8 protein-coding genes and 1 other RNA gene are annotated in these 14,371 nt (G+C 43.8%); 5 read left to right on the top strand and 4 right to left on the bottom strand.

Translation table 11 applies throughout. The features are described 5' to 3' along the window. Both pheT and MoGM_RS05400 read right to left on the bottom strand, forming a co-directional pair. Entirely contained in the window at nucleotides 1-2,463 is a 2,463-nt protein-coding gene (gene pheT, locus MoGM_RS05405) for a phenylalanine--tRNA ligase subunit beta (RefSeq protein ID WP_104369097.1), read from the bottom strand. Nucleotides 2,464-2,564: 101 nt separating this feature from the next. Next, nucleotides 2,565-4,130 (bottom strand): NAD(P)/FAD-dependent oxidoreductase, encoded by a 1,566-nt coding sequence (locus MoGM_RS05400; protein ID WP_104369096.1) that lies wholly within the window; start codon nucleotides 4,128-4,130, stop codon nucleotides 2,565-2,567. Between the two features lie 399 nt (nucleotides 4,131-4,529). On the opposite strand from MoGM_RS05400, the gene thrA reads away from it, so the two are divergent. The 3 genes from thrA (at nucleotide 4,530) to thrC (ending at nucleotide 9,644) form a co-directional block, all read left to right on the top strand. Further along, a complete protein-coding gene (gene thrA / locus MoGM_RS05395) occupies nucleotides 4,530-6,977 on the top strand; it encodes a bifunctional aspartate kinase/homoserine dehydrogenase I (protein ID WP_104369095.1) in 2,448 nt (815 codons plus the stop codon). A gap of 72 nt (nucleotides 6,978-7,049) precedes the next feature. After that, on the top strand, nucleotides 7,050-8,321 hold the full coding sequence (locus tag MoGM_RS05390; RefSeq protein ID WP_104369094.1) for a cofactor-independent phosphoglycerate mutase: 1,272 nt from the start codon (nucleotides 7,050-7,052) through the stop codon (nucleotides 8,319-8,321). 21 nt (nucleotides 8,322-8,342) lie between these two features. Next, on the top strand, nucleotides 8,343-9,644 hold the full coding sequence (gene thrC / locus MoGM_RS05385) for a threonine synthase (protein ID WP_104369093.1): 1,302 nt from the start codon (nucleotides 8,343-8,345) through the stop codon (nucleotides 9,642-9,644). 176 nt (nucleotides 9,645-9,820) lie between these two features. On the opposite strand, the gene MoGM_RS05380 is transcribed toward thrC, so the two are convergent. Further along, a complete protein-coding gene (locus MoGM_RS05380; protein WP_104369092.1) occupies nucleotides 9,821-11,140 on the bottom strand; it encodes a YihY/virulence factor BrkB family protein in 1,320 nt (439 codons plus the stop codon). A 35-nt stretch (nucleotides 11,141-11,175) separates the two neighbouring features. Beyond that, nucleotides 11,176-11,543, bottom strand: an RNA gene (gene rnpB, locus MoGM_RS05375) — RNase P RNA component class A. A 353-nt stretch (nucleotides 11,544-11,896) separates the two neighbouring features. On the opposite strand from rnpB, the gene MoGM_RS05370 reads away from it, so the two are divergent. Continuing rightward, on the top strand, nucleotides 11,897-13,348 hold the full coding sequence (locus MoGM_RS05370) for a Do family serine endopeptidase (protein WP_172204921.1): 1,452 nt from the start codon (nucleotides 11,897-11,899) through the stop codon (nucleotides 13,346-13,348). 159 nt (nucleotides 13,349-13,507) lie between these two features. Next, the gene (locus tag MoGM_RS05365; RefSeq protein ID WP_104369090.1) at nucleotides 13,508-14,371 is read left to right on the top strand and encodes an RNA polymerase sigma factor RpoD/SigA; all 864 of its coding nucleotides are present in this window, start codon (nucleotides 13,508-13,510) and stop codon (nucleotides 14,369-14,371) included.

Genomic DNA, 14,371 nt, shown 5'->3' with positions numbered 1-14,371 from the left:
TTAACGGAGCTCTGCTCCAAGTTTATTCTTTAAATTTGTTATCAACTTATTCATTATGACATCTATCTGTTTGTCATTCAATGTCTTTGTCTCATCCTGCAAAATAAAATTCACGGCATAACTCTTTTTGCTTTCCGGAAGATTCTTCCCCTCATAAACATCAAAAAGTTCAACGTTTTTCAGCAGTTTCTTTTCCGTCTGACGGGCTATTTCCACTATCTGCGCAAACTCAATATTCTTGTCTATCAAAAGGGCGAGGTCGCGACTTACGGCAGGATATTTGCAAATCTCTTTATACAGAACCTTATTCTTGACAGTCGCTTTCATCAATGCGTCCCAATCCAATTCAGCATAATATACCGGCATATCAATATCTGCCGCTTTGAGCACATTCTTAGAAAGGCAACCCATTTCAACAAGTTTTCTTCCCCCTCTGTTTTCCAATGCCACGCCTGACGAGAATATCTCATTGTCACTCTTCTTTCTTACTACCATGCCTTCCAGCATTCCGATACGGCTCAGTATATTGCGAATATAAGCCTCCAACTCAAAATAACTTGTATCCTCATCCGCATGTATCCAACTGCCTTGCACACGTTTACCTGTCAGCCACAATGCCATATGATGGTTCTCGCTATATGCGGCAATGGGATTTTCCTCGTTTTTCTTCTCAGGATTAAAATGATATACATTTCCAAACTCAAAGAATTTAAGGTTGGCATTCCTGCGTTTGATATTATGCTCCAAACTCTCCAAACCACCGAATAGCAACGTCTGACGCATTACGTTAAGATCTGAACTCAACGGATTCATTATCTTAACGCACTCATCAACTGCATATGCGGCACTTTTTTCGTAATAAGTAGCCTTGGTTATAGAATTGTTCAATATCTCATTAAAACCACACCCAACAAGTTGCTCACTCACTAAATCCGCCAGGCAATGCTTACGGTCTTCATCACCTTTCACCACAAGACAACTCTTCAGTTGCATCGGTATCTCTACATTATTATATCCGTAAATACGGAGTATATCTTCAACAACATCACACGGTCTCTGCACATCCACTCTGTATGCCGGTATTTCAAGGTCTATTCCTGCTGCATCCTCAGCGGATATCTCCATTTCAAGACTGGTACAAATACTCTTTACCGTATCAGCTGATATATCCTTGCCAATCAATGTGTTAACATAATCATATTCAAGTCTAGCTCTCGCATTCTCAATCGGAACCGGATAGACATCTTTTATCTCCATAGACACCTGACCTCCAGCAAGTTCCTTGCACATTATCGCAGCTTGCTTCAATGCATAAATAATCCCATTGGGATCTACACCACGTTCAAAACGGAATGAAGCATCCGTACTAAGACCATGCCTGCGTGCACTCTTGCGAATCCATGTAGGATGAAAATATGCACTTTCAAGAACCACACTATGCGTTGTCTCATATGTTCCACTGCCTTTTCCTCCGAATATTCCAGCTATGCACATAGGCTCTTTATCATTGCAGATACTCAAATCATGTGCTCCAAGAACGTGTTCCACACCATCAAGCGTTATAAACTTGGTTCCCTCTGGCTGTGTACGAACAACAATCTTGTTACCCGTTACCATATCTGCATCAAAACAGTGCAACGGTTGCCCATAAGCCATCATGATATAATTGGTTATGTCCACGATATTGTTTATTGGGCGCAGACCTATCACTTTCAGTTTATTCTGCAACCATTCTGGACTTTCTTTTACCTCACATCCGGTTATGCTCACACACGCATATCGTTTACATGCTTCCGTATTCTCTATAACCACATCAACCGGATGTTCCGTATTATCTACCGTAAACTTCAAACAATCCGGACGATGCAGACTTGTTTCATATCCGTTGCTCCGCAACCATGCATAAAGATCGCGCGCCACCCCCCAATGCGACAATGCATCAGCACGATTTGGAGTGATATCCACTTCTATCAGCCAGTCACTTTCCAAATTGTAATACTCCGCCGCCGGCTGTCCCACAGGAGCATCTTCCGGCAAAACAATAATACCGTCATGACTTGCACCGACTCCTATTTCATCTTCGGCACATATCATACCATAACTCTCTACTCCACGGAGTTTCGACTTTTTTATAACAAACTCACTATCGCCATCGTAAAGCACACACCCCAAATCAGCCACGATAACTTTCTGACCGACAGCCACATTAGGTGCACCGCAAACAATCTGTGAGGGAATCTCATGCCCCAAATCTACCGTAGTAACATGAAGATGATCCGAATTTGGATGTATATCGCATGTCAGCACCTTGCCGACATAAAGCCCTTTCAGGCCACCTTTGACAGTCTGTACCTCTTCAAGAGCACCTACTTCAAGACCCGTTGATGTCAAAGCATCACACACTTGTTGCGGTGAAAGTTCAAAATCAACGTATTCCTTTAACCATTTATAGGAAATATTCATTATAATGATTTTATTTAGTATACTATAAAAATGTCGTGCAAATTTACTAAAAATCCATTAGCCACGCAAGTTTTTCCACCGTATTAACTCAAAGATTTGTGTTATACGCCCACATATTCTGCGCACATCTCGGCACAACGCTCGCCATCCACACCGGCAGACACTATACCGCCGGCATATCCGGCACCTTCACCACAAGGGAAAAGTCCGCGCAAACGAACATGCATCAACGTACCACTGTCACGCAATATACGCACTGGAGCTGATGTACGTGTTTCCGCCGCTATCATCACAGCCTCATTAGTTAGAAAACCGTGACTCATTTTCCCAAACTGGCGGAATCCTTGTTGTAAACGTGTAACAACAAGTTTAGGCATCCAAAAGTGAAGTGGTGACGATATAAGACCAGGAGAATAAGACGTTGGCGGTAAATCATAGCTCAGCCTATTATTGGCAAAATCCGCCATTCGCTGCGCAGGAGCCGTCTGACGCATATTGCCCTGCTGCCAACAATCTCGCTCAATACCTTCCTGCCAATTCATCATGCGCAACGGATCATTGCCCCCTATATCCTCTGGACGTATCTCCACTACCATACCACTGTTAGACCACCGACCACCACGATTGCTCGGGCTCATACCGTTGACTACAATTTGTTGCTTTCCTGTAGCCGCAGGAATAACAAACCCACCGGGACACATACAGAACGAATACACTCCACGACCATCAACTTGGGTTACAAAAGAATATTCGGCAGCAGGCAACCACCGGCCGCGTCCCTGCCTATTATGATACTGTATCTGGTCTATCATTTCAGAAGGATGTTCCAACCTCACACCAACAGCTATACCTTTTGCCTCAAGTTCAACTTTTTCTTCATGCAAATAGTTGTAAACATCTCGTGCAGAGTGGCCTGTAGCCAATATGACAGGACCACGGAATATAAGTTCCTTTCCCGTTATCAAGTCGAGCGCCTCAACCCCCACAACCTCATCACCATTGATTACAAACCGTGTCATTTTCGTCTGGTGATGCACTTCGCCACCTGATTTAAGGATTGTATTACGCATATTTTCAATGACACGCGGCAACCTGTCTGTCCCTATATGGGGATGAGCATCGGCAAGTATGGACACCGGCGCTCCATGCTGACAGAAAACATTTAGAATCTTCACCGTATTACCGCGTTTCTTGCTGCGAGTATATAACTTACCATCGGAGTATGCACCGGCACCACCCTCTCCGAAGCAGTAGTTGCTTTCACAATCTACATTTTGTTCACGCGATATTTTCGCAAGATCAGCTTTACGGTCACGAACATTTTTCCCACGCTCAATCACGACTGGACATAAACCGAGTTCTATAAGCCTTAGAGCGGCAAAAAGTCCACCAGGCCCCTCACCTACCACAATCACACGCTTTGCCTGTGAAACATCGCAGTAGTCTGTACGTTCGAAAGCATCATCGACAGGCATCTCATTTATATACACCCTCACCCTTAGATTCACATATATTATTCTTTGACGGGCATCTATGCTACGTTTGAGCACTCTGACAGATGTCATCGTACGCACATCCAATCCATTTTCACGAGCCACATATTCACGTATGCCTTGCTCTGAAGCCGCCACATGTGGCAATACACGTATTTGATATTCGTTTATCATTAAAATATTAATTTCATTACAATAAAACCGAAACTTCAAGGTTTTTCGCCTTCCACCTTAAATTGGGGAAAATAACCTCCAGCTCTATCCGTTGCAAAGATAATCAATAAATGACAAAGTAAAAAGCTTGTATGAACATTTCTACCATACAGTATCTTTACAACAAAGTACATGAACATATTTACAAAAACACCAACATCTATTGTAGGCATACATTATCAGCTTCACTGTCATAATTACAAATTATAAGCAAATATAACGTAAAAGTTTCATTAACACAGTAATTTTGTTGGTTATACCGATTAATCTTATTAAATTTGTGGCTTATTACTCGCATTTTGAAATAAAATCCCCGGTTTGTAACAGGGATACATATAAACAAAGACAAACAGGAAGAGAATGAAAGTATTGAAGTTCGGTGGAACATCCGTAGGTTCCGCAGAGAGCATCCTGAATCTCAAACGCATCGTTGAGCGGCAGGAACAGCAGGTAATAGTAGTGGTAAGTGCACTCGGTGGCATAACAGACAAACTAATCGCCACATCGAGACTTGCAATGCATGGCGACGAACGGTATAAGGATGAATTTACCGATATTGTGCATAGGCATCACGATATGATTGATTCCGTATTCACAGATCTGGAACAGTGCCGTATATTGAAAACAGACATAAACAAATTGGCAGAAGAACTACGTTCCATATATTACGGTCTGTTTTTGATAAAGGATTTAAGCCCGAAAACCCTGGCCGCAATCGTGAGCTATGGGGAACGCATGAGCAGCCGAATCACAGCGGCAATCATGAAGGATGCACAGTGGTTTGATTCACGCGAGTTTATCAAAACAGAACTGAAACACGGCAAAAATACTCTCGACAGCGAACTGACAGCGAAGCTTGTAAAAGACGCTTTTATGGCGAATGACAACAAGACCATATCATCAAAGGTATGTGTGGTTCCTGGATTTATCAGTACTGATAAGAACACCGGCGAAACAACCAATCTCGGACGCGGCGGAAGTGATTATACTGCAGCTATAATCGCTGCAGCATTGGACGCAGAGACACTTGAAATATGGACTGACGTTAACGGCTTCATGACTGCCGATCCAAGAGTGATACCCACAGCATATACAATTGCCGAACTGAGCTATGTAGAAGCGATGGAGCTTTGCAACTTCGGAGCCAAGGTTATATATCCGCCGACGATATATCCAGTATGTGTAAAGAACATACCGATAATAGTAAAAAACACATTTAACCCCGAAAATCCCGGAACGATAATAAAAAACAAGGTAACCAACGACAGCAAGCCCATTAAGGGTATTTCAAGTATCGGAGGTACTACACTCATCACTGTCACCGGTCTTTCTATGGTCGGTGTCATTGGGGTCAACAGGCGAATATTCACCGCATTGGCCGATCACGGCATATCTGTGTTCATGGTCAGTCAAGCTTCTTCGGAAAACTCAACATCCATAGGTGTACGGGACGAGGATGCTGATGAGGCTGTGAAAGTTCTTGACAGCGAGTTTGTCAAAGAGATAGAAACAGGAGCCATGTTCCCAATGCACGCAGAAAGCGGCCTGGCCACTATTGCGATCGTAGGCGAAAACATGAAACACACGCCCGGCATCGCCGGAAAACTGTTCGGCACACTGGGCCGTAGCGGTATCAGCGTTATTGCCTGCGCACAGGGTGCTTCAGAGACAAACATATCGTTCGTGGTTAGCTCAAAATACCTTAGAAAGTCCCTCAATGTTCTTCACGATTCATTTTTCCTTAGCGAATACAAAGTACTCAACCTATTTATCTGCGGTATTGGCACAGTTGGCGGCAATCTGATAGAACAGATACGCGCACAATACGATGAATTGATGCGCACAAGAAGGTTGAAGTTGAATGTTGTCGGCATTTCATCAAGCAGCAAAGCCCTGTTTTCACGAGATGGAATAGATCTGAGTACTTATAGAAAAGCACTCGCCGATGCTCAGCCAAGCGATATGAGACGGCTCGTAAATGAAATTACAGGAATGAACATTTTCAACAGCGTTTTTGTTGACTGCACTGCAAGCGAAGAAGTCGCAGGCATATACAAGACCCTGCTTGAACACAATGTCAGCGTGGTGGCGGCAAATAAAATAGCGGCATCTGGCGACTACGAGAGCTATCGCAAACTCAAAGACACGGCATTGCGCCGTGGAGTAAAATTTCTGTTCGAAACCAACGTAGGAGCCGGTTTACCAATAATAGGAACAATAGGTGACCTCTGCAGCTCGGGAGATAAAATATTAAAGATAGAAGCCGTGCTCAGTGGAACGCTCAATTTCATTTTCAACGAAATAGCGGCAGACGTGCCTTTTTCTGAAACCGTACGGCGTGCCAAGGAGCAGGGATACAGCGAACCAGACCCACGCATAGACTTGAGCGGCAAGGATGTGGTTCGCAAACTTGTCATATTGGCAAGAGAGGCCGGCTACAAAGTGGAACAAGACGACGTGGAGAAGCATCTCTTCATACCGAACGAACTGCTGAAAGGCAGTTTGAATGACTTTTGGAAAGCATTGCCTTCACTCGATAATGAGTTTGAACGTAAACGGGAAATTATTGAAAGAGAAAACAAACGATGGCGATTTGTGGCAAAAATGGACATGGGAAAGACAAGCGTAAGTCTTGAAGCTGTTCCTGTCGGGCATCCGTTCTATGGCCTGGAAGGATCCAACAACATTGTACTGCTAACAACAGAACGCTATCGTGAGTATCCTATGCAGATACAAGGATATGGAGCCGGAGCCGGAGTTACTGCTGCCGGAGTTTTCGCAAACATCATGTCAATTGCGAATATATGATTAAAGGAGACACAATGTGAGAAGCCTGAATATGATGAACATGTAGTTAATGAGTAAAAACAGAGTAAAGAAATGAAACACCTTATTATATTGGGAGACGGTATGGCCGACCATCCTATCGGGCGGCTCGGCGGGAAAACACTGCTGGAATACACTCGCCCGAAATACATGAACATGCTTGCAAAAAGCGGACGAACAGGCAAACTGATTACCGTACCAGAAGGATACAGTCCAGGCAGTGAGGTGGCCAACACTGCTATACTTGGATATGACCTTGATGAGGTATACGAGGGAAGAGGCCCTCTCGAAGCCGCAAGCATCGGTTATGATATGCAAGAAGACGATCTTGCAATGCGGTGCAACATCATAACCATTAAAGACGGAGAAATAAAAAATCATCACGGAGGACATCTCACAACCGAAGAAAGCGATACGCTTATCGCCTTTCTGAACGAAAAGCTCGGAAATAATCGCATTAGATTCATCACCGGAATACAATATCGGCATTTACTTGTAATAAAAGGAGGTAACAAAAATATTGTCTGTGCTCCGCCACATGATCATCCGGAAGAACCATGGAGACCGTTATTAGTTAAGGCTGACAATAATGATACAGCAAAAACAGACGAGAACAAAAACACGGATTCAGCCCAGCCGTTACAAAGATTGACCGCTGTAGAAACTGCTGAACTGATAAACAGACTGATATTAAAGTCGCAAGAATTGCTTGAATCGCATCCTTTCAATCAAGGACGCAAAGAGAAAGCAAACAGTATATGGCCGTGGAGCGGCGGATACAGACCGCGCATGAAAACATTACAAAAAATGTATCCGCAAATAAAAAACGGCTCCGTAATCTCCGCTGTAGACCTGATCAGAGGCATTGGAAAATATGCCGGACTGAAAAATATTGTCGTTGACGGCATGACCGGACAAGCCGATACCAACTACGAAGGCAAGGCACAAGCTGCGATAAACGCCTTGAAAGAAGGAGACGACTTTGTTTTCCTTCACATAGAAGCTAGCGATGAGGCCGGACACGACGGTGATCTTGAATTAAAACTGAGAACAATAGAAGATCTCGACAGCCGAATAATCAAACCGATATATGATGAAATAATGAAATGGAAGGGAGAAAACGTGTGCATAGCCATACTCCCCGACCATCCCACACCTGTGGAAATACGTACACACATGAACGAACCTGTACCATTCTTAATATGGCATAAGAACATAATGCCAGACAATGTACATCAATACAATGAACAAAGCTGTGTGGACGGTAGTTACGGCCTGTTAAGACTCAGCGAATTTATGCATGAGTTTATGGCCATTGACAAATAATATAATGAATAAAAACAATATATGAAATATTACAGTACAAACCGACAAGCCCCCAATGCCACACTACATGAAGCGGTGGTAAAAGGTCTGGCGAGTGACAGAGGACTTTATATGCCTGAGAAGATAAAGGCAATGCCTTCCGATTTTTTCGATACTATCGAGACAATGACATTCCAAGAAATTGCATATAAGGTGGCTGACGCATTTTTCGGAGATGACGTTGAGTCTGACGAGTTACGCAAAATAGTATATGAGACTCTGGAATTCGATTGTCCGGTAGAGAAAGTTGAAGACAATATTTACAGCTTGGAACTTTTCCACGGCCCCACCCTTGCGTTCAAAGACGTAGGAGCACGGTTTATGGCCAGACTCCTGCAATATTTCATACGCAAGGAAAAGCGAGAACAAGTAAACGTCCTCGTAGCCACAAGCGGAGACACCGGCTCCGCTGTTGCCAATGGTTTTCTTGGCGTAGATGGAATACATGTATACGTGCTTTACCCCAAAGGAAAAGTAAGTAAGATACAGGAATGCCAGTTCACTACACTCGGACAGAACATAACGGCAATTGAAGTAGAAGGCGTTTTCGATGATTGTCAAGCCTTAGTAAAGAGCGCTTTCATGGATAAAGAACTGAATGAGCACATGAAACTGACATCGGCAAACTCGATAAATGTCGCCCGTTTTCTGCCACAGGCTTTCTACTATTTCAATGCTTATGCACGGATGAAAGAACTAGGGAAGACAGACAACCTGGTAATGTGCGTGCCAAGCGGCAACTTCGGGAACATTACCGCCGCCCTGTTCGGGCACCGTATGGGGCTACCTATAAAGCGATTTATCGCCGCCAACAACGCAAACGACATTTTCTATAAATACCTTCAAACCGGAAAATACGAGCCGATGCCGAGCAGACAGACCATAGCAAATGCTATGGATGTCGGCGACCCGAGCAATTTCGCCCGCATATATGATTTATATGAATATGATCATAGCTCAATAAAAGCACTTGTCAGTGGAGCTACGTATAGCGACGAGAGTATCAAAGAGACCATAGCCGAATGCTATAAAACAACCGGATATATCCTCGATCCTCATGGAGCGTGCGGTTATCAGGCACTGAAAGACCTGCTTAAAGAAAGGGAAACCGGTGTTTTCTGCGAAACAGCGCATCCGGCAAAGTTCAAAGATACCGTAGAACCAGTCATTGGATGCGAAATTAAAATCCCCTCACGACTCGCAGCTTTCATGAGAGGTGAGAAACGGAGCATTGTAATGCCAAAAGAATTCAGCGCTTTCAAGGAGTTTCTCATGAGCCGATAAGCCTCCATGTATTATGTGTAATTACACCATTATACATAAATTCTCAAATAAATATGACTGAAGAAAACCGAATAAAGAAAACAGGTGAAGACTATTTATTAAGTCTTCACCTGTTTTTTACTACATGATTATACCGTAACCAACAGACAATTATTCTCCATTAACATGTACCCATACTACATGTTTTTAAGTAATATACTTCTTGATTTTCTTAAATATATGCGTCGTTCTTCAAATGCCTGCCGCCAATTATCATTATAAAAGTCATCTAACGGAAGGTCTATTTTCCAGCGACCCCGAGATTCCAATCGGTCTATGAGAACACCAAGACTCAAATTCTCAACATTCTCCGCCGGAACAAACTGCGATGGTTCTCCTTTCTCGTCTGACGTAATCTCGATAAGCAGGCGGGAATCGATCATTTCATAAAGCAAATCATTCACCACCCTTATCGGTATACCGGTCTCGGCACGCAGTTCCATTGCCGTATATGGCTGCTGACCTTTGTCAAATCTGCGGCATATACGAGCGGCAAGCAATGCGCTGAGCATTATCTGATAGCGATGGCTTATATCCGATGTCTTGGTGTTATAATCATAATAACTGAGATTTTGATTGGCATAGCACAATGTCGCCCCAAACAAACATATCGTCCATGAAATCTGCATCCACAACATAAATAACGGCAGTGCCGCAAACGAACCGTAAATGGCATTATAGCTGCTCACCCACATCTGAGAATGTATATAGAACAACTGTAACCATTGCATAGCCACTCCTGCCAAAATTCCAGGCACCACCACATATCTGAATTTCACGTGTGTGTTTGGCATGAAGATATAAAGCCCAATGAACATGGCAGACATCAGCACATAAGGCAACAAGGCAATGATAAAACGCATCATAGGTCCGAGCAACAATATGTCGGGCATGCTGTCGGCTATGGTAGCCATGAAAATAGACAATCCTGATGTCAGCACTATTATAATAGGGAATAGCAGCAACATGGCAAGATAGTCGGTAAACGTCCGGAATATGCTTCTCGGCTTCTTAACCTGCCATATCTCATTGAAAGTCACCTCTATATTGCTTACAAGCATCAAGACAGTATACAACATAAATACAAGACCGACACCAAGAAATATTCCGCTCTTCGTATGTACAAGATAACTGTTGACAAACCCAACAATCACATCGGCAGCTTGAGGCTGCGACTCGAATGTACCTCTAAACCATGTCTCTATATATCTGTTATATCCGAATCCGCGAGCTATCGCAAACACGACAGCCAAAATCGGGACAATAGCCAAGAGTGTCGAATAAGTAAGTGCGGAGGCATGGTTCATCACACGCTTCGTCGTGAAAAAACGTATAGTGATCATCAGTTTCTTGACAATGCTATAAAGGAGATATCTCAGTGGTGAGACATCACCTGTTGATATCTGCCAGATGTCAACTTTAAGAAATCTCACCAAATCCATCAACTTCTCTTTCATACCCAAAATCAAGAAACACCAACATTCAAAATAAAGAAAGCACTGCCCCTATAAGCCGGGTTCTGTACCACCATACAGCGGTGTCCGTCATTTATCTAATCCGCATGTCACCACGCGGCTCAAGCATTCTACCCTCCGTCGGATATTTTCGGGCGGGCAACCCTCAAACGACGGTATACGCGAACTTGCAGCCTCAGGATGGCACGGCCCGACGATCACCCGCCGGCCGGTAGTCTCTTACACCACCTTCTCACCCTTACCGCCCCTTTCGGCGCGGCGGTCATTCTCTTCTGCCATATCCCACTGTCGCCAATGGCTTCTGTTTTCGGAAGCTGAGCGCCCTACGCTGCCCGGACTTTCCTCCCGCACCAATGACGGTGCCGGCGACAGACCGGAGCACTGCTTTCATTATGCAAAAGTACTGCAAAATATCGAAACGGCAAAACAATAAAGTCTTTTTAAGAACGGCAAACAGTTATCAGGCAGTCATTATCGGATTATAGAAATAAAACCGCTCCAAACAAGCATAATCACGAAACACTTCTAAAAGGCCTCTGTAACGATTTGTTATTTTAAAGATTTGTAAAATTGACAGCATTCAACGCAAACAGCCGTTAACGGCAGTTTTATAACTGTTAAATTGCGACAAATTAAAATGCCAAAATGGCAGAAAAACAAAAATTGCTGATATATTTGCAACGTTTAAAATAAGCGATAATAATTTGATAACTAATGTAACATAAAAACATTTCTATGATGAAAAAGATCGTAAACTATTTACTTCCGGCAATCTGCATGGTGGCAATCATTTTTTCTGTTGCCGCTTTCAACAAAGCCGGTGCTGCAACTCCGGCTGGACAACCGGTTGACCTTACTTATGCAGCCGAAAAAGCGCTGCCCTCAGTTGTACATATCAAATATGTACAGAACAGCAAGATAAAGACGGTAGAGGTTCAGAGCGACCCGTTCAGCGATTTCTTCTCAGACCCGTTCGGAGGATTTTTCGGACGTGGCAACGGTGGAACACAGAAGCGCCAGGTACAGACTCCGAAGAAAACGGCCACCGGTTCGGGTGTCATCATCTCTACCGACGGATATATCGTAACCAACAACCACGTGGTTGAGGGAGCCGACGAACTGACAGTAACGCTTAATGACAACCAAGAACACTCGGCGAGAATAATCGGAACAGACAAGACCACAGACCTTGCGCTAATAAAGATAGACGGCAAAAACCTGCCAGCTATAACTATAGCAAACAGCGAAGACCTTAAAATTGGCGAATGGGTACTTGCCGTAGGCAATCCGCTCGGCCTCAACAATACTGTCACAGCAGGTATAGTAAGCGCAAAGGCCCGCTCGCTCGGCGCCAACAATGTAGAGTCTTTCATCCAGACAGATGCCGCCATCAATGCCGGCAACTCAGGAGGCGCATTGGTAAACACACGCGGTGAGCTCGTTGGTATCAACGCCATGCTCTACTCTCCGACTGGTTCTTATAGCGGTTATGGATTTGCCATACCTACTACGATAATGAACAAGATTGTGGAAGACCTGAAAAAATTCGGTGTGGTACAGCGCGCTTGGATAGGAATTAAAGGCGGAGACGTGAAAAACTATGTAGATGCGCAAAAAGAACAAGGCAAGGAAGTTGACCTCGGAACGATGGAAGGCATCTACGTTGACGAAGTGATGGACGAGGGAGCGGCATTCGACGCAGGAATAAAGAAAGGTGACGTGATAATCTCGGCAGACGGACAAAAAGTGACACGAATGGCCGAACTCCAAGAGATTATCAGCAAGAAACGCCCCGGCGACAAGCTGACAATCACCTACCTGCACAATAAGAAAAAGATAACCGAAACTGTAGTGCTCAAAAACGAGCAGGGAAATACCAAAGTGGTAAAGAATGCCGATCTTGATGTATTGGGAGCAAACTTCCGCGAAATCACCGAGGCTCAGAAAAAACAACTCAGCATAAGCTACGGTATTGAGGTCATAAAGGTTAACAACGGTAAACTTAAAGAGACCGGAATAGCCCGCGGATTTATAATACAGAGAGTCAACGACGAGACTATTAAGACGATAGACGACATGCAGAAAGTTGTCAAAGACGCCTCTACGAGCAAGGATCCTGTGCTATACATACAAGGTATCTACCCGACAGGTAAGAAAGCATACTTTGCCGTTCCGTTGCAAAACGAATGACAACAATCATTTGACACTATAAAGAGGTGAAAAGCAAGGAAGGCAAAAAAACACTGTGCTTACCTGCTCTTCGCCTCTTTCTTTTTTCTTTTTATTGCACATTAATTTGGCATTTCGGAAAAAAACTTTAACTTTGCATCAACTATAACCCACACGACTATGAGACAACTAAAAATAAACAAGTCTATCACCAATAGAGACAATGTCACTCTCGACAAATATCTTCAAGAAATAGGTCGCGAGGAACTGGTATCGGTCGATGAGGAAGTGGAACTCGCAAGACGTATCCATGACGGTGACAGAAAAGCGCTCGAAAGACTTGTAAAAGCCAATCTGAGGTTTGTCGTGTCCGTGGCAAAACAATATCAAAATCAAGGTCTGAGTCTGCCCGATCTCATAAACGAAGGTAACGTAGGACTGATAAAAGCCGCGGAGAAGTTTGACGAGACACGGGGATTTAAGTTCATATCATACGCTGTGTGGTGGATACGCCAAAGCATACTTCAAGCCATCGCGGAACAGAGCAGAATGGTGAGGTTGCCTTTGAACCAAATCGGCTCGGTAAACAAGATAAACAAGGAGTTGAACAAATTCGAACAAGAGTTTGAAAGACGGCCTTCGGCAGAAGAAATATCAGAAAGGACAGACATGCCACAAGACAAAATAAACGATGTCCTGACGGCCGGCAGCCATCATGTATCGGTAGATGCCCCGTTCACGGATGGAGAAGAGAACACACTGCTCGATACTATGGCCTCTAACGACTCGACAATGGCAGACAAAGAGCTGGTAGCGGAATCGTTACGCACGGAAATAAACGAAATTCTGAAATGTCTGAGTGAAAAGGAAAGTAACATCCTCAAAGCTTTTTTCGGCATTAACATGAATGAAATGACCCTCGATGAGATAGGAATAAAATACGGACTTACACGAGAACGTGTGCGACAGATAAAGGAGAAAGCCATCAGGCAATTGAGAAATAATACGAATAATATACTGTTAAAATCATATTTAGGACAATAA

This window comes from Prevotella sp. MGM1 (assembly GCF_002933775.1).
In the GTDB taxonomy this organism is placed as follows: Bacteria; Bacteroidota; Bacteroidia; order Bacteroidales; family Bacteroidaceae; genus Prevotella.
The sequence above is the reverse complement of the archived record's forward strand: the minus strand, read 5'-3'. Positions and strand labels throughout refer to the sequence as shown.

Excerpts from the sequence above, each read along its gene's own strand:
- MoGM_RS05390 (WP_104369094.1), top strand. The coding sequence starts at position 7,050 with ATGAAACACCTTATTATATTGGGAGACGGTATGGCCGACCATCCTATC.
- MoGM_RS05365 (WP_104369090.1), top strand. The coding sequence starts at position 13,508 with ATGAGACAACTAAAAATAAACAAGTCTATCACCAATAGAGACAATGTC.
- thrA (WP_104369095.1), top strand. The coding sequence starts at position 4,530 with ATGAAAGTATTGAAGTTCGGTGGAACATCCGTAGGTTCCGCAGAGAGC.
- thrC (WP_104369093.1), top strand. The coding sequence starts at position 8,343 with ATGAAATATTACAGTACAAACCGACAAGCCCCCAATGCCACACTACAT.
- MoGM_RS05380 (WP_104369092.1), bottom strand. The coding sequence starts at position 11,140 with ATGAAAGAGAAGTTGATGGATTTGGTGAGATTTCTTAAAGTTGACATC.
- MoGM_RS05370 (WP_172204921.1), top strand. The coding sequence starts at position 11,897 with ATGAAAAAGATCGTAAACTATTTACTTCCGGCAATCTGCATGGTGGCA.
- MoGM_RS05400 (WP_104369096.1), bottom strand. The coding sequence starts at position 4,130 with ATGATAAACGAATATCAAATACGTGTATTGCCACATGTGGCGGCTTCA.
- pheT (WP_104369097.1), bottom strand. The coding sequence starts at position 2,463 with ATGAATATTTCCTATAAATGGTTAAAGGAATACGTTGATTTTGAACTT.